General features: G+C 70.0%; 14 protein-coding genes. 4 read left to right on the top strand and 10 right to left on the bottom strand.

The window, feature by feature from the left end; genetic code table 11:
• Positions 1-127: 127 nt before the first annotated feature.
• A complete protein-coding gene (locus HLA95_RS21130) occupies positions 128-1,558 on the bottom strand; it encodes an Nramp family divalent metal transporter (RefSeq protein ID WP_322100157.1) in 1,431 nt (476 codons plus the stop codon).
• A gap of 222 nt (positions 1,559-1,780) precedes the next feature.
• Between HLA95_RS21130 and HLA95_RS21135 the strand changes: the two genes are divergently transcribed.
• Positions 1,781-2,623: a hypothetical protein gene (locus HLA95_RS21135; RefSeq protein WP_222184429.1), complete on the top strand. Its 843-nt coding sequence runs from the start codon at positions 1,781-1,783 to the stop codon at positions 2,621-2,623.
• Positions 2,624-2,629: 6 nt separating this feature from the next.
• On the opposite strand, the gene HLA95_RS21140 is transcribed toward HLA95_RS21135, so the two are convergent.
• Entirely contained in the window at positions 2,630-3,022 is a 393-nt protein-coding gene (locus HLA95_RS21140) for a carboxymuconolactone decarboxylase family protein (protein ID WP_191061180.1), read from the bottom strand.
• A 114-nt stretch (positions 3,023-3,136) separates the two neighbouring features.
• Here HLA95_RS21140 and HLA95_RS21145 point away from each other — a divergent pair, with 114 nt between their 5' ends.
• Positions 3,137-3,841 carry a DUF8692 domain-containing protein gene (locus tag HLA95_RS21145; RefSeq protein ID WP_191061179.1) on the top strand — a complete coding sequence of 235 codons (705 nt, stop codon included), beginning with the start codon at positions 3,137-3,139 and terminating at the stop codon, positions 3,839-3,841.
• A 40-nt stretch (positions 3,842-3,881) separates the two neighbouring features.
• Here HLA95_RS21145 and HLA95_RS21150 read toward each other — a convergent pair whose 3' ends face one another.
• The 3 genes from HLA95_RS21150 to HLA95_RS21160 are packed head-to-tail and all read right to left on the bottom strand — an operon-like array spanning position 3,882 to position 6,839.
• Complete coding sequence (locus HLA95_RS21150; protein ID WP_191061178.1) at positions 3,882-4,865, bottom strand: calcium-binding protein; 984 nt, start codon at positions 4,863-4,865, stop codon at positions 3,882-3,884.
• A 15-nt stretch (positions 4,866-4,880) separates the two neighbouring features.
• Positions 4,881-6,566 carry a hypothetical protein gene (locus HLA95_RS21155; protein WP_191061177.1) on the bottom strand — a complete coding sequence of 562 codons (1,686 nt, stop codon included), beginning with the start codon at positions 6,564-6,566 and terminating at the stop codon, positions 4,881-4,883.
• A 30-nt stretch (positions 6,567-6,596) separates the two neighbouring features.
• Positions 6,597-6,839, bottom strand: a complete 243-nt coding sequence (locus HLA95_RS21160; protein WP_222184431.1) for a hypothetical protein — start codon at positions 6,837-6,839, stop codon at positions 6,597-6,599.
• A 554-nt stretch (positions 6,840-7,393) separates the two neighbouring features.
• On the opposite strand from HLA95_RS21160, the gene HLA95_RS21165 reads away from it, so the two are divergent.
• Positions 7,394-7,831, top strand: coding sequence for a BPSL0067 family protein (locus tag HLA95_RS21165; RefSeq protein WP_191061800.1), 438 nt, complete (start codon positions 7,394-7,396; stop codon positions 7,829-7,831).
• Here the strand turns inward: HLA95_RS21165 and HLA95_RS21170 are convergent.
• The 5 genes from HLA95_RS21170 to HLA95_RS21190 all read right to left on the bottom strand — a co-directional run bounded on the left by HLA95_RS21170 (position 7,824) and on the right by HLA95_RS21190 (position 13,833).
• On the bottom strand, positions 7,824-9,107 hold the full coding sequence (locus tag HLA95_RS21170) for a hypothetical protein (RefSeq protein ID WP_191061801.1): 1,284 nt from the start codon (positions 9,105-9,107) through the stop codon (positions 7,824-7,826). The two genes, HLA95_RS21165 and HLA95_RS21170, sit on opposite strands and share 8 nt — an antisense overlap.
• A gap of 57 nt (positions 9,108-9,164) precedes the next feature.
• Positions 9,165-10,052 (bottom strand): peptidoglycan-binding protein, encoded by an 888-nt coding sequence (locus HLA95_RS21175; RefSeq protein ID WP_222184433.1) that lies wholly within the window; start codon positions 10,050-10,052, stop codon positions 9,165-9,167.
• A gap of 148 nt (positions 10,053-10,200) precedes the next feature.
• On the bottom strand, positions 10,201-11,061 hold the full coding sequence (locus tag HLA95_RS21180) for an SDR family NAD(P)-dependent oxidoreductase (RefSeq protein WP_222184435.1): 861 nt from the start codon (positions 11,059-11,061) through the stop codon (positions 10,201-10,203).
• Entirely contained in the window at positions 11,058-12,278 is a 1,221-nt protein-coding gene (locus tag HLA95_RS21185) for an aminotransferase class I/II-fold pyridoxal phosphate-dependent enzyme (RefSeq protein ID WP_222184436.1), read from the bottom strand. The genes HLA95_RS21180 and HLA95_RS21185 overlap by 4 nt, the downstream gene beginning before the upstream one ends.
• Positions 12,262-13,833 (bottom strand): Hint domain-containing protein, encoded by a 1,572-nt coding sequence (locus HLA95_RS21190; RefSeq protein ID WP_222184438.1) that lies wholly within the window; start codon positions 13,831-13,833, stop codon positions 12,262-12,264. The genes HLA95_RS21185 and HLA95_RS21190 overlap by 17 nt, the downstream gene beginning before the upstream one ends.
• Before the next feature lie 396 nt (positions 13,834-14,229).
• Here HLA95_RS21190 and HLA95_RS21195 point away from each other — a divergent pair, with 396 nt between their 5' ends.
• Positions 14,230-15,090: an FAD binding domain-containing protein gene (locus HLA95_RS21195; RefSeq protein WP_222184439.1), complete on the top strand. Its 861-nt coding sequence runs from the start codon at positions 14,230-14,232 to the stop codon at positions 15,088-15,090.
• Positions 15,091-15,103: the final 13 nt, after the last annotated feature.

Raw genomic sequence — 15,103 nt, forward strand, 5'->3', positions numbered from 1 at the left:
GACCTGGGCCAAAGAGCCCGATCGGTTCAGGCTCGACCCGTCACACCACATCCCGGGACCGTACACCTAGGCACTGGCGGCCTCCCCTCGGCCTTGGGGACGAGGGGAGACCGGCCGGGCGTCGGTGCTACTTGAACGCGCCGAACACGTTGAGTGCGCTGTAGATGCCCAGCAGGATGATCGCGATGCTGCTGATCACCAGGGCGGCGTTGAACAGGCCGCTGCCATAGATGCGGGGGTCGGTCTCGGTCTTGCGCAGGTACCAGACCGCGACCACCGTCCCGAGCAGGAACACGCCGGTCATCACGCCGCCGATCTGGACCATCAGCACCGGCGACTGGATGGTCAGGTAGGCGAGGCCCCAGATGATCGGCAGGGCCACGGTGAAGCCGCGGATCCAGGCGGTGCGCACCTTGGTGTCCTGCCAGTCGAGCACGCCCACCACCGACAGGAAGTTGACGTACATCCGCGACCAGCTCGGGATCGCCGCCCAGAGCGTCGAACCCAGCACGGCGAACGAGCCCACCAGGAACAGGATCGCCGCCCATTCGCCCAGCGTGTCGGTGTACATCCGCGACAGGGTGGTGATCATCTCGTTGCCGACCGGCACCAGGCCCTGCGGCTGCAGCACCGCCGCACCCATGATGAAGAAGGCCAGCGTGCCGAAGGTGTAGATCGCCCAGGACACGAACGCGTCCTTGTACATCACCGAGATCCAGCCCTTGGCGCGGCGCTCCCAGGCCTCGCTGCCGTCGTTCGGGCCGACATTGCGGGCATAGCCCTTCTCGATGCACCAGTAGGTGTAGAAGGTCAGCTCGTCCGCACCCACGCCGGTGATGCCGAACATGGCGATGGCGGCACCGATCGTGCCGGCCGGGATGGCGAAGGCCAAGCCGCCCAGCACGTCCTCGACGCTGTAGGCGAACGGCGTGAACGGCAGGCCGAGCGCGATCACGATGGTGACGACGGAGAAGATCACCACCAGGAAGACGGCACCCCGCTCGATCAGCGAGTAGCGGCTCGAGTAGAGCAGGGCGATGCTGCCGACCACGGTGACCGAGGTCCAGATCGACAGGGAGGTCATGCCGAGCGGATCGCCGCCGATCGGGAACAGGATGCTGAGCGAGGCCGCGGTGCCGCCCAGCACGCCGCCGATCTGCAGGATCTTGGACAGGGCCATCAGGACCCAGAGCAGGTTGATCCAGCCCACCGGGCCGAGCTTCGGCGGCACCTTGTTGTAGCCGGTCAGCGCCGGCTGGCCGGTCGAGATCGTCCAGCGTGCCAGCTCCACCTGGACGGCGACCTTCACCAGCGTGGAGAAGATCACGAGCCAGAGCAGGGCGAAGCCGGCGGTGGCACCCAGCGTGGTGGTGGCGATCAGCTCGCCGGAACCGACGATGGAGGCGGACAGGATCAGGCCTGGGCCCAGATGCTTCAGGCTGTGCCGCCAGCCGACCGGCGGCTCCTGGATACCTTCCGGGGTCAGATGGTAGGGATCGGTGTCGGGGATCAGATGGGCCGGGGCCGCCGCCTTCGGGCGGTCCTTGTTCGGGGAAATGGACAAGAGCGCGCTCCCCAATTCGTGGCGTCTTCAGCTCGGCCGAAGCCGCCTCTTTGTGGGACGGCCAGCGTCGGCTGACGAGGCTTCAACCAGGAAAGCGAACGCTTTGCCATCCCTGATCGTTCGGTGAACCGGACCGGATCCCGGGGTGAGGCGGCGGCACCAGGGGACCGGGCGGCTCTTGGCGAGGGGGCAGCGCCAGCCTAGAGCGGACCCGCCATGGCCGATCCATCGCCTTTCCCCCATCCCGAGCGCCACCGGGCCATGCTGGCGCGCTACGGCTTCGGGCTGTTCCCGATCCCGCGCTACCGGGATGCCGCCGTTGGCCCGTGGCGGGTGGCGCGCTACGGGCGCGGGCCGGTGGAAGGTTATCTGCCGGGCATGGTCCTGGAGCCGGAGCGCCACGTCCTCCACCACGGCCGCACTGCCTGGATGTCGACCAGCCTGATGGAGCTGGAGAGCCACGCCTTCCACGTCCATCAGGCGACGGGCGTGGTGGTCGTGGCAGGGCTGGGCATGGCGATGTACGCCCATGCCGCATCGCTTCGGCCGGAAGTGCTGCGGGTCGTGGTGGTGGAGCGGGCAGCGGAGGTGATCGCCGTGGCCGGCGCCGCTGCCGGCATGGACTACTGGCCCAGGCGGGACAAGGTCGTGGTCGTCCAGGCCGATGCGCTGGGCGATGACCTGGCAGAGCGGGTGCTGGAGGCCACGGGCGGGCGCCGGCCGGATTATCTCTATGCGGACATCTGGGCAGAGCTGGCAGCACCCGCGGCCCCCGGCGATACGGCGTGGATGGTCCGGGCCCTGCAGCCGAAGGCGGCCGGCTGGTGGGGCCAGGAACTGTCGTTCGGCCGCTGGTGCCAGGAGCACGGCCAGGCCATGGAGCCGGCAGCACTCACGGCCTATGCGCAGGAGGTGGGCGTGCCGATCCCGGCCAGTGCCGGCTATGCCGCGTTCTGCCGGGACGTGGCCGCCGCCCGGCTGCCGCGACGCCCCACAGCCGGGCAGCCGGGCGGCTGGCGCCGGCTGTGGGGGAGGCTGCGCGGCGCCAGGGGCGGCTGAGCCGGCTCAGCCGAACTGGGGATCGACCGGGACGCGGTAGGCCGTCACCAGCCGGTTGGTCTCGTTCGCCATGCCGACCACCGCCACCATCTCGGCGAACATTTCCGGCGTCATGCCGGCCTTGGCCGCGGCGGCGGAATGGGAGGCGATGCAGTACTCGCAACCATTGGTGACACTCACCGCGATGTAGATCAGTTCCTTCACGAGCGGCGGCAGGGCGCCCTCGGCCATCACCTCCTTGATGCTTTCCCAGGTGCGGGCCAGCGTCTTCGGGTCGTTGGCCAGATATTTCCAGAAGTTGTTGACGTCTGGAACGTTCCGGGTCGTCATGATCTCGTCATAAACGAGACGGGCCTGCGGACTGGCGTCCGCATATTCGATGGGGCCGGGACGCGGCATGGCGAACTCCTCGGTGGCTCGGCCGGGGTAAGGACGCCGGCCCTGGCCGTTCTAGCGGCGCTGCCTGCCGCTTGGGGAGTGGTGTCCGGCTCGCCGGTCCGGAGGAGATGCTTGGTGAAGTTGTCGCAGGCCGGGCTGTTCACCCTGCCGTTTGCCATCGTGATGGGCCTGCTGGTGCTGGCGAGCGTAGGGCAGGATCTGCTGATCTACCTTTCCCATGGCGGCCAGGTCAGCCGCGACCAGTGGGTGAAGAGCACGAAATGGCTGCTCGAGACCAACAGCGAGCTCAGCTTCTACAGCTGGGCATCGGCCGCGATCATCTTCCTGAACGCCGCCCTGCTGTACATGATCGCGCTGGCGAGCCGGCGGCGGGTCTGGGGGTGGCTGATCCTGTCGGCGATCTTCGTCCTGCTCTCGGCGGACGAGGCCATGTCGTTCCACGAGCGGCTGGTGAGCATGATCCAGGCGCGCTGGGCGCTGGGTGGGGTATTCCACTTCGCCTGGGTGATCCCGGGCATGATCTTCTGCGCCCTGGTGGGCCTGTCCTACATTCCCTTCCTCCTGGCGCTGCCGCGCCGCACTGCCCTGCTGATGCTCCTGTCGGGCATCGTCTTCGTGGCGGGTGCCATCGGGATGGAGATGATCGGCGGGAGCTTCGCCGCCGAGACCGGCACCTTCACCATGACCTACCAGATGCTGACCAATGCGGAGGAGGCGCTGGAGGGGCTGGGCATGGTGCTGTTCCTCTACACGCTGATGGAGCACGCGGTGGCGCTGGGCGTGGTTTCGCTCCGGCGGGAGCCGGCTGCGGGAGGCTAGCCGGGGCGGCGCCTCCCGCGGAACGCGCCGGCCGTGGCGGTCAGGCGGCGAAGTCGTCCGGGCGCAGGTCGGTCACACCCTGCAGGTTCAGGACGATCGGTGCCTCGACATGGAAGCCCGGCCGGCCCACCGAGGCCACCGTGGTCAGCGCCACGCTCAGGTCGATCGTGAGCGTGTCCTCGGCCAGGCTCACCCCGGCGTCGCGCGCGTCGACCATGCCGTCCCGGTTGCTGTCGAGCGCGGCGAAGCCCAGCGTCTCCAGGCCCATGTCGTCGATGATGGCGAAGTTCAGCGTGCCGATCCGGTCGCTGCCATGGGTGAAGTCGGTGATCGTGGTCACCCCGCCGCCAGCGAACTCCTGGTTGCCGCCGGAATAGTCCATGGTGAGCGTGTCGGCGCCCTCGCCGAAGGTGATGGTGGCGTCCAGGCTGGCCGAGCCCAGGAGGCTCACCCGGTCGTCGCCGCTGCCGGTGTCGATCGTGTCGTGGCTGTAGGCGGTGACGACATCGTCGCCGAACTCGCCGGACAGGACGTTGGTGCCGCCGCCGGCGTCCAGATAGTCGTTGCCGATGCCGCCATGGAGCGTGTCGTCGCCCAAGCCGCCGCGCAGGTCGTCGTTGCCGTCGCCGCCCAGCAGCAGGTCGTCGCCCACGTCGCCGTTCAGCAGGTCGTCACCATCGTCGCCCTTGAGCACGTCGTTGCCGGCACCGCCGGACAGCCGGTCGTTGCCGACCCGGCCGCGCAGGTCGTCATCGCCCTCGCCGCCGTCGAGGATGTCGTCGCCGTCGTTGCCGTTCAGCAGGTCGTCGCCGAGGCCGCCTTCCAGCAGGTCGTTGCCGAGCCCGCCATAGACGCGGTCGTCGCCCTCCTGGCCCAGCAGGTGATCGTCCCCGCCCTCGCCATAGATGGCGTCGTTCCCTTCAGCGCCGGCCAGCCGGTCGTCGCCCAGGCGGCCATAGATCGTGTCCTTGGAGGCCGTGCCGGTGAGATCGTCGTTTCCGGAGGTGCCGATGATCGTGGCCATGATTCGTCTCCAGCGTCACACAGGCGGATCCAGGCAGACCGGGAGCATGTGGTCGTTGAACTCGGTCCAGCTGGTGCCCGAATATAGCTTGCCGGACGCATTATAGTAGCGGCCCGAATTGTTGCTGTTGTCCTGGCTGAAGGTTGGCACCGCATGGGGGTTGCAGGGCCACACCTGGGGGATCCTGATCACGGGGCGGCGCGTCCCGGTGGCGGTCTGGCCGGGCATCAGGGCGCGGCCCTGGCTGGTGTCGAGCGTGTTGTCGGACTTGGTGCGCAGCAGGTTGAGGTAGCGGTGCGGGTTCTTCTGCAACTGCATGGCGTAGGCCGAGCCGCTCTCGGCGGCGAGCTCGATCACGTAGCGATAGCGGCTTTCCAGGCGCAGGCTCGGGCTGATGGTGAGCCGGCCGTAGCGGATGTTGGGCACCGCCTGCTCGAACTGGGTGAGCGTGGGCGAGGTGCGGCTGGTCAGGTTGGAGGGCGTGATGGAGAGCGTGGTGCCGGGCACCACGTTCTGGCCGAACGCCACGAAGGTGTCGGCCGGGAAGGCCTTGAACGGGCCGCTGTCGCTGCCGGTGCCGACCCGGAACACGTCGCTGCCGCTGGCATTGGTGGGCGGCCAAACCTGGGTATAGGGCGAGACGGTGCGGCCGGACGTGCTGGATACGCGCAGGATGCGCACCCCTAGGCGCCGGTTCTGCGTGTAGCCGGCGAGGCTGGTCCAGCGCCAGGCATGGACGGAGATCACGTCCACGGTCTCGCCGCCGAAGTCCGACGGCGGGGTCAGGACCTGGCGCAGGCGCTTGGTGCCGTAGAACAGGAGGGCGGGGCCGCGGCTGGCGGTGGCCGGCGGGGTGCCGCTGGGGTTGGTCGGGTGCTCGTCGAACAGGCCGCCGCTGGGATTGCCGCCGGTGTAGCGGCCCCGATAGTACCAGGGCTGGCCGTACCAGGTGTCGTCCGAATAGCCCAGCATGTAGAACGGGGTCATGCCGCGCGCACCGCCGGCGGTCTGGTTGGTGCTGGGCTGCTGGGTGGCGGGCAGGTATTCGCGCACCGCGAGCAGGCGGTCCATGGGCGAGCGGGAGGCTTCGAGGCCCGGATGGGCGGCGGACGCCGAGAACGCGTTGTTGTCGAACGAGAAGTTATTGGCGGGATCGGGTGCGGTATTGACGAACTCCGCGAGGATCCACTCGCCCTCGGTGACGTTCCAGGGGCCGCCATTGGTGGCCAGCACGTCGATATAGACGAAGGCGGTGCCGCTATAATACGAGACGCCGTTCAGCGGCTGGACCCGGTTCATCCAGGCCTGGACATGCAGGCCGCCCACCAGCTCCGGGCTGTCGATCGGGCCGGACACCGGCGAGCCCTGGGGGTTCCAGCCGTCGAAGCCGTTCACGTGCCGGCCGGGATAATAGCCGTCCGTCCCCGGCGCCAGCACGCCCGCCGCAATCTGCGCGCCCTTGGGCTGGGTCCAGTCGGTGCAGCGGTAGAACTTGATCAGGTAGCGGCCGAAATTGCCCTTGCAGTGCCCGTCGTCGGGCTCGGCATGCTGGCGGGCACCCTGGGTCTGCCACAGGAACCGTCGGACCGTGCCGCTCTTGGCCGCCTGGAAGGAGAAGTAATGTCCGGCCGGCCAGCGGATGTTGGCCTGGGTCGAGGCATAGATCGGGCAGCCGATCAGCCGGTATTCGGGAAGTACCATGGTGGGATGCCCTCGTGCGGCTCGACCGGTTCAGCGCCTGCGACCACGCCCGGTCCGCCAGGGCGGCCGCGCCTTGGTCCAGGTCCGCGGCAACGGCGGCAGGTCGCCGTCATAGGCCCGGATCTCGTACCACGGGATCAGGTCAGGGTTCGCCTGCGCACCGGCAGCCGGCCCCAGCAGGGCGGCGGCGGCCGCAAGGCCGCCTGCGCGCAGGAGGCCGCGTCGCGTGATGCCGAGCGCACGTCGCGCCGGCAGGCCGCGCCGGTGGAACATGGGCTGATCCTCCAATGCCAATATGCAGGCGCGCCCATGTTCTCGGGCGGGCATGATGAACATTCGGTATGACATCAAATGTCCGGATGAGACTGTTGCAAGCATTGAGCTCGGTCAACTGAATTAAATTCAACAACTTGCTTGCGCATATTAGTCAAACGAAGCGAATTGCATTGCCGGAGATCAATAAGATTGGCAGAAATGAGGTAGCATTACTGTCGACCGGCTGGCGGCAGTGGTGACGCATCCGGACCTGCCCGATGAAGCCAGTTCCGTTCCAGGCCAGGACATCGCCCTGTCCGGATTGATGCTGGTCTTGCCGTCAGCCGGATTCGGTCCTGTCGATCGTGGCGGGCCCGGGAACGGGTGCCGCACATGTTCTTGGCTCGAACGCGGCCCCGAAGTCACGGCAGGGGTGTGGTCATGACGGGCCGGCATCACCACATGACAAGACAGGTGCGATGCTGAGGGAGCCGGCCGCGCCGTGCAGGATTACTGTCCCGCAGGCTAGATCGTCCGTCGAGAACGGACGGCCGCCCGTCCGGAGGAACGCCATGTCCAGAACCATGACCGTGTTGGCCGCTGGCCTCGCCTGCCTGGCCTCGTCGGCGCTGGCGGCCGGACCCTATGTCGCGGAGCGGCCGCAGGCGCATCTGGGCCGGGTGGTCGGGCCCGGGCACTGCGTCGACTTCGTGAAGGCGGCATCGGGCGTGCCGCGCACCGCGGAATGGCGGCCGGGTGCGAAGGTCCACGGCAATGCCGGCCTGCGGCCGGGCGTGGCGATCGCCACCTTCGAGCGGGACGGCACCTATACGAGCCGCACCGGCAACCATGCCGCCATCTATATCGGCCAGGACCATCGGGGGATCTGGGTCTATGACCAGTGGCGCGGCCAGCCGGTGCACAAGCGGCTGATCCGCCTGGCCGGCGGCCTGGGCAGCAAGAGCGGCAGCAAGAGCAACGACGCCAGCCGCTACCGGGTGATCAACTGAGCTTCGGCGTGCCGCCGCTGCGCTCCCCGGCGCGCAGGTGCGGCGGATGCACCACGGTCGGCCGGATTGGGGCGATCGGGCCGGGCTTGGCGGGCGGGTCCATGGTCTGGGCGAGGAACCGGGCGAGGGCGCGGAGCCGGCGCACGTGCAGGCTGTCGGCCAGCGTCGCCAGATAGCGGATCACCACCTCGTCGGGCGGCACCGGATCGAACAGGGCGGGTGCGAGGAAGGCGCGGCCGGCCTCTGTCTCGCCCATGGCCAGGAGGGCATGGATGTCGGACAGGTTGCGCTCGCGCAGGGCCAGGTAGCGGGCCGGTCCCACCGTTACCAGGAGCTGGGCGCGCGCGATCCAGTCCATGATCTGGAACAGGTTGTAGGGTGTCCCGACATGGAGGCTGAGCGGGTTCTCCGTGGCGAGGTTCTGCGCGTCGTCGATCTCGTAGGCGGCCAGCCGGAAGCGGATGCCGGCATCGATTCCGTCGATCAGGTCGAGCGGGAACTCCCGGGCGATCCGGTCGCCCTCCGGCACGATCCGCTTCAGCCGGAAGCTGGGCGGCAGCCGGTCGACCAGGGCATTCAGGCCAAGCGAGGGGAACATGCCCATCAGGAAGGCCGCGAGCAGCACCAGGGCCGCGGCCAGCTCCAGATCGGTGCCGGCGGCGACCACGTGGCGGAACACGCCGGCGACCAGGCAGGTCAGCAGCAGATGGACCGAGACCCGCAGCCAGTCGAGCGGCGACAGGTCGAAATTGGCGACCCGCAGGATCAGGTAGTTGATCGACCAGACATAGGCGCCGAGAAAGGCCGCCCCCACCACCAGCGCGGTCACCGTGCGGTACGCGGCGGCCTCCGGCGAGCCGGCGGCGGCATCGGACAGGCCCTGGAGCAGGATGCCGGGGTCGACTGCGATGCTGCGGCCGACGCCCAGCAGGAGGTAGAAGCCGGCCAGGCACAGCATCACGAAGCTGGCGCTCGATACGGCATAGGCCAGCCCCTCGCGCACGGCACGGTAGAGGTCCGCCCTTGCGTCCGGGCGGCCATCCGGGCCCAGCATCACAGTCGGCGCATAGCGCGCCCGCACCAGCGCCAGGAGCGGCACCTCGACCTGCTGATGGTCGGGCAATGCCCGGCGTGCCGCCGCCTCCAGATTGTCCAGGGTCGCCAGGCGGCGCTGGCGCACGCTGCCCCGGCCGAAGAACACCGCCAGCGGCAGGAACAGGGCCAGCATGGCGATGATGCACCACTCGACCAGGGAGAAGCCGATCCAGACGGGCATGGTGTGGCTGTCCGGGGCATGGATGTCCGGGGCGGGCGGCGCCGGGCCAGGGCCGGCTCAGACCGACGCGAGCCTGTCGAGGCAGTGGCGGTCGATCCCGCCCGGGCCCAGGCCGTGGTCCTGACGGAACCGGGCGACCGCGGCGAGCGTGCGCGGGCCGACCTGGCCATCGGCGGCACCGAGCTCGGCATAGCCCTGCTGCTGCAGGGCGCGCTGGAGCCGGAGCACGGCGGGGACGTCCAGCAGCATCTCGGCGGGCGGGACGGTCAGGACGCGGCGGACCTTGTCCAGCCAGGCCTGGCGGTCCTCCAACCCGTGCAGCGTGCCATGGAGGTGGCGGGTGACCGCCTCGAACCGGCCGGCATCGGCCAGCTCGTTCAGCCCGCGCCAGGCCCAGAACGCCGCGGCACAATGCAGCGCATGGTCGGGATGGCCGGCCAGGTCCGGCTCGGATTCCAGCGGCAGGCCGGTGAGCCGGGCGACCTCCCGATAGGTCTCGCGGCCGGTCAGCCGGAGATAGCCGCGGCCGCGATAGCGGTAGCCGTCGCCGCTGGCTTCGTGGCCATTGCCCAGCCGGCCGGCATAGACCCGGTTGGCCAGTCGCTCGGGTGCCGCGGCACAGGCCTGCGCCTCCTCCAGCGTCCGGAAATGGCCGGGGAACACGGCCAGCAGCCGCCTGGCCTCGTAGTGGAGATTCTCCTCCAGCATGGCGAGTCCGCCGGATTCGTGGCCGACTTGAGCCAGGAAGAACTCGCGGCGCCAGGGATGGCCGTCCAGGCCGTAGCGATCTGCCAGTGCCGGCCAGTGGCGGATGAAGGCCTGGCGGTGCCCGGTCCTGGCGCTGGGGAACAGCAGGTCGATGGCGGCCGGGCCGAGGGCCGGCGGGGGGGCTGGCGCCATGCGCACCGGCAGGTGGGGGCGGGGCGGCAGGGAAGCGATCGCCATGAAGTTACCCCTGTTGCTGCGACATGGACGTCCGACCGGCCGGCGGGACGACGGCATCATGCAAAGACGAGCAGACAACAGGCCTTCCGAACGATGACTATTGCCGGGTGTCGGAAAGATAGGAAGAACAGGCCTGGAGGAACCGGCGTCAGAATATTCCGTCATCCTGAGGCGATTGGCAAGTGATCTGCGACATAGGCCCAGGGGGAGGCTGCCGGTGGCAGGCGCGGATCACCCGGTCGAACCAGAAGCGGTGCAGGAGCGGGCCCAGCAGGCTGTGCAGCCGGGCGAGCGCGGTCATTTCCCAGCCGGGTGCGATCACGAACCGGTTGCGGCGGATGCCGCGCAGGATCGCCCGGGCCACCGCATCGGCCGGCTGGACCTTGGCGCCGGCGGCGATCCGGCTGGTCGCGAGCGGCCGCAGGCGGCGCTCCGCATGGAGCTGCGGCGTGCCGGTGTCCGGCGGGTACACCACCGAGACGCCGATGCCTTCGGGCGCCAGCTCGCTGCGCAGCGCCTCGGCCAGGCCCCGCACCGCGAACTTGGTCGGGGCATAGGCGGAATAGCCGTAGAGGCCGATAAGGCCGGCGCCGGAGGAGATCAGCACGATCCGCGGAGCACGCACGAGGCGCAGCGCCGGCAGGGCCGCGCGCACCAGATGCAGGCTGCCCAGATAGTTCACCGCCATGGTCCGGGTGAAGGCGGCATCCTCCAGCTCGGCGAAGTGGCCGGGCACCACCATGCCCGCGGCGGCGATCAGCAGGGATGGCGGGCCCAGGGCCGTCACGGCATCCTGCACGGCTGCGGCCAGGGCCGGCTGGTCGGCGACGTCGACCGGGCGGATCCGCACGGCCATGGCGCCGTCGGCGGCCAGGAGCTCGGCGGCTTCTGCCAGGCGGCCTCGGTCGCGGGCCAGGAGCGAAAGGCGCCAGCCGCTGCCGGCCAGCTCCCGCGCGACCGCGAGGCCGATGCCGCTGGAGCCGCCACTGATGATGGCGTGGCCGTTCATGCGGCCCGCGCCAGATGCGGCCGGCTCCGCCAGGCTCGAGCCAGTTGCTCCACCGCCCTGGCCAGTTGGGCCGGCTGGTGGTGGAGGGTCACGAAGAAGCGCAGCCGTGCCGCATCGGCGGGCACGGCTGGCGGCAGGACCGGCGGCACGTGCACGCCCAGCGTCGCCAGTTCGCCGGCCAGCGCCATGCAGGCTTCCGGGTTGCCCACCACCAAAGAAGCGATCGGCGAGCCGGGATCGCCGGCGAGGGGCAGGCCGTGGGCATCGGCCAGGCGGCGGAACAGCAGGATCCGCTCCTGCAGTTCCGCCGCCCGCTCGGGCTCGCGTTCCAGCACGTCCAGTGCCGCCAGGGCGGCCGCGGTATCGGCGGGGGGCAGGCCGACGCTGAAGATGAAGCCGGGTGCCAGGTAGCGCAGATACTCGATCAGCCCGGCATCGCCGGCCAGGTAGCCGCCGCAGCTCGCCAGCGCCTTGCTGAGCGTGCCCATGCGGATGTCGACCGTAGTACCCGGCAGGGCGGCGTGCTCGACGATGCCCCGTCCGGTGGCACCCAGCGTGCCCAGCGAATGGGCCTCGTCGACCATCAGCAGCAGGTCGTGGCGCTGGCAGGCCGCCCGGGCCGCCGCCAGGTCCAGCACCAGGCCATCCATGCTGTAGAGGCCCTCGGCGACCAGCAGGCCGCGCCGGTGGCGGGGGCGGACCGGCCCCACGAGGCGGTCGAGGGCTTCCCAGTCCTGGCAGGGGTAGCAGAGCTGGGTGGCGCCGGACAGGCGAGCACCGGTCAGGATACTGTTATGGGCGCCGGTATCGTGCACCACGAGGTCGGGCACGCCGAACAGATGGTCGATCACCGTGACGTTGGTGAGGTAGCCGCTGACCAGGACCAGGCAGTCGGCGGTGCCGAGAAAAGTGGCCAGGCGCCGCTCGAGCTCGGCATGGAGGCCGATCTGCCCGGACACGATCCGGCTGGCCGAGACGGAGGTGCCGTAGCGGTCGATTGCGGCCTTGGCGGCGGCGCGCACGGCAGGGTGGGCCGCAAGGGCCAGATAGTCATAGCCGCTGAAGTCGATCGCGGGCGTGCCCGGGCGCTCGCGGAACAGCAGGTCGAGCATGCCCCGGCGGGCCGCGGAGGCCAGCCGCCGCCGCAGCCGCCGGTAGCCGGCGAAGCGGTCGACGATGCTGGCCTCCTGGAGGGCCGGATCAGGCCAGCCTGGCACGGCGCCGGCGGACGAGATGGAGTCCCAGAAGGGCGACGAGCAGGCCACCGCCCAGCGCCGCCGCACCGAGCGGTGCTGCGGCCGGCGAGCCGGTGCCTTCGCGCGCCGCGTCGACCACGCCCCAGTCCTCGGCGATCGTGCGGGTCCATTCCGGGCCGATCAGCGTGTAGATGCCGCGCACCGGCGCGAACATCGCCTGGTAGATCCCCGCCTGGGCATGGGCGGAGACATAGCCGTCCAGGAACCAGTCGCTGTGGGCGGATGCGACCACGCCGTCCACCACGATGCTGCCCTGCATGGTCAGCGGGTTGAAGGCGCCGGTGGCGGCCTCGCGGGAAGCAGTGGCGACCGTGCCGAGCCGCATCTGGCCGTCCTCGCCCAGGTACCAGACCCGGTCGCCGGCCTGCACCTCATCGGCGCCGACGATCAGCCGGCTGTCCCAGGCGGAGCCGTCCGTGGCGGTCGGGATGAAGTGGCGAGGGGACAGGACGAGGGAACGGCCGGAATCGAGCGTCAGCCGGACATAGGTCTGGGTGATCGCCGCATCCTGGTGGGTCTGCAGGTAGACGTCCTCGAAGCCCAGCGTGCCGTCGGCATGGACCACCTGGACCCGGTCGCCGACCCGGACGTCAGCCATGGGCTTGCGGTCGCCGGCCTCGGTCAGGACCGTGGCGTCGCCCGGGAAGCAGCTCAGGCTCGGCTCGCAATAGGGCTCGCAGTCACCGTCCTCGTCGCAGGACTGCGCGCAGACGGGCATGTTGCCGCCGCAGCAGATGAAGCCCACCTCTGTGCCCTGGCAGTAGTTGGTGCCGGTCGGACAGCTCGGAAAATCGCCGACCACCTGCGAGCGCGGCAGAAGCTCCGCATCGACATTGTAGGCGGCAGCGCAGGTATCCAGGTCCAGCCTGGTCAGGCCGGTGGGCCGGCCCATGGCGCGGTCGAGGGCGGCCAGCGTGCCCTGCTCGGTGTAGGTCGGCGAGCCGGCCCGGCGGTCGAGCGTCCGCAGGACGTCGACGGCATCCTGGCTGGGCGCGCCGGCGGCCAGGACCTTGTCGCACTTGTAGAGGGAGCGGTCGATCTGCTCCAGGCTGCGCACATACTGGGTGCGCCCGCCGATCGGCATGTCGACCAGCCGCACGCAGACATCGAGGTCGCGCCTGGCGATCCTGCCGCTGCTGGCCGCATCGCTGAGCCGGGCATGGGCCGCCTCGACCGCCGCATCGAACCCGCCGGGCTTCACCGCCACGCCCTTCAGGATGGCATCGGCCGCCGTGTTCGGGAAGTTCCGGCCGAGAAAGGTCCGGCAGCGATCGATCGACTTGCGGACCTCGTCGAACCGCCTCTGCAGCACGCCACGGACATCCTCGGGCCGGTCGCTGACCTGGGCTGCCAGCGGTGCCAGGCCCATCGAGCCCAGCATGGCGTTCAGGTCGGGCGGCTCGGCAGCACCGGCCGGCGCACCTGCCGCGACGAGCCCGCCCGCCACCACCAGGCTGGCCACCAGCGAGCCCATCCTGCGCCGCAATCCCGCAGGCATCCGAAGCCGCGCGTCCATGTTCGGGAACTCCCTGTCCTCTGGCGACGTCTTGGGTCGCTCTCGGCGATCATTTGCCGGAAATCGGACAGCTTCCTCCGAGCTGTGCGCGATCCCGTCGCCAACCTTGCGAGACTGTTGTGGAAGTGGTTCTTAGTGCAAGAATCCAAGTGTGGAATTCCGTGGAATTCTACGGAAGCCGCTCTGGATGCTGGCGGCACGGTTGGACTCGCCCGTGGCCGGCGTCGGCACGACCGTTGCTTTTCTAAAATGGCTCGAAGAAGCTGCACGGGCAGCGACCGGCAAGTGGCGATGGATGGCCGGATCTGGCGCCATCGCCGCTGAAGACACCAAGACAGAACGTCAGTCCGGCAGGAATACTGGCTGTATCGGGCTCGGCGGAACCGGGAGGGGGCGATGGCGGGATCGGCGAACGGCGGTGGGCTTTACCTCGCGACTTCCCTGCCCGATGCGCTGGCGGCCCTGGCCGAGCGCGGTGCTGCCGGCGCACCCATGGCCGGTGCCACCTGGATCATGCGCCGGCCGGCCGGGCAGGAGGGTCGCGACGGGCGAGCCTATGTCGGGTTGTCCCGGATCGCCGAGCTGCGGCAGATCACGGTCGAGCCCGACCAAGTCCGGATCGGTGCCTGCGCCACCCATGCCGAGCTGGCGGCAGTACTGGCCGACCTGCCGGAATGCCGGGTACTGGCCGAGGCGGCGGGGCGGTCGGCCAATCCCTCGGTGCGTGCGGTCGCCACGGTGGGCGGCAATCTCTGTGCCCATGACTTCGCTGCCGCCGACCTGGTGCCGGCCCTGCTCTGCCTGGAAGCTGCCGTGGAGGTGGCGGGGCCGGGTGGTACGGAACGGCTGGATCTTGCCGACTTCCTGGCGATGCGCGCGAACCTCGAGCCCGGCCGGGTCCTGACCGGGCTGGTGGTGCCGCGCCGGGCCGTGCGCTCGGCACATGCGCGGCTGCCGCTGCGCGTGGCCGGTGACTATCCGGTGGCGATGGTGAGCCTCGCGGCCACGCTCGATGGCGCCGACCGGGTGGAGGCCGTGCGGCTGGCGGTGGGCTCGGTGGAGAAGGTGGCGCGGCGCTGGCCCGAGCTGGAGGAGCGGCTGCAGGGCCAGGCCCTCGATCCGGACGGGGCCGCAGAGGCGGCCAAGGGAGTGCTGGACGGATTCCAGGCGCGTGACGGCGTCGAGGTGCCGGGATCCTATCGGGTGCGGGTGCTGCCGGCGCTGGTGCGGCGCGCGGTCGCCGCTGCCCTGGCCTGAGCGGGAGGGGAGG

Source organism: Geminicoccus harenae (assembly GCF_019800005.1).
GTDB classification, from domain to species: domain Bacteria; phylum Pseudomonadota; class Alphaproteobacteria; order Geminicoccales; family Geminicoccaceae; genus Geminicoccus; species Geminicoccus harenae.

What these genes read in the sequence shown, in the direction of transcription:
- HLA95_RS21175 (WP_222184433.1), bottom strand. Translation starts at nt 10,052, where the DNA reads ATGGCGATCGCTTCCCTGCCGCCCCGCCCCCACCTGCCGGTGCGCATG.
- HLA95_RS21190 (WP_222184438.1), bottom strand. Translation starts at nt 13,833, where the DNA reads ATGGACGCGCGGCTTCGGATGCCTGCGGGATTGCGGCGCAGGATGGGC.
- HLA95_RS21180 (WP_222184435.1), bottom strand. Translation starts at nt 11,061, where the DNA reads ATGAACGGCCACGCCATCATCAGTGGCGGCTCCAGCGGCATCGGCCTC.
- HLA95_RS21140 (WP_191061180.1), bottom strand. Translation starts at nt 3,022, where the DNA reads ATGCCGCGTCCCGGCCCCATCGAATATGCGGACGCCAGTCCGCAGGCC.
- HLA95_RS21195 (WP_222184439.1), top strand. Translation starts at nt 14,230, where the DNA reads ATGGCGGGATCGGCGAACGGCGGTGGGCTTTACCTCGCGACTTCCCTG.
- HLA95_RS21170 (WP_191061801.1), bottom strand. Translation starts at nt 9,107, where the DNA reads ATGCCCGTCTGGATCGGCTTCTCCCTGGTCGAGTGGTGCATCATCGCC.
- HLA95_RS21150 (WP_191061178.1), bottom strand. Translation starts at nt 4,865, where the DNA reads ATGGCCACGATCATCGGCACCTCCGGAAACGACGATCTCACCGGCACG.
- HLA95_RS21135 (WP_222184429.1), top strand. Translation starts at nt 1,781, where the DNA reads ATGGCCGATCCATCGCCTTTCCCCCATCCCGAGCGCCACCGGGCCATG.
- HLA95_RS21165 (WP_191061800.1), top strand. Translation starts at nt 7,394, where the DNA reads ATGTCCAGAACCATGACCGTGTTGGCCGCTGGCCTCGCCTGCCTGGCC.
- HLA95_RS21160 (WP_222184431.1), bottom strand. Translation starts at nt 6,839, where the DNA reads ATGTTCCACCGGCGCGGCCTGCCGGCGCGACGTGCGCTCGGCATCACG.
- HLA95_RS21155 (WP_191061177.1), bottom strand. Translation starts at nt 6,566, where the DNA reads ATGGTACTTCCCGAATACCGGCTGATCGGCTGCCCGATCTATGCCTCG.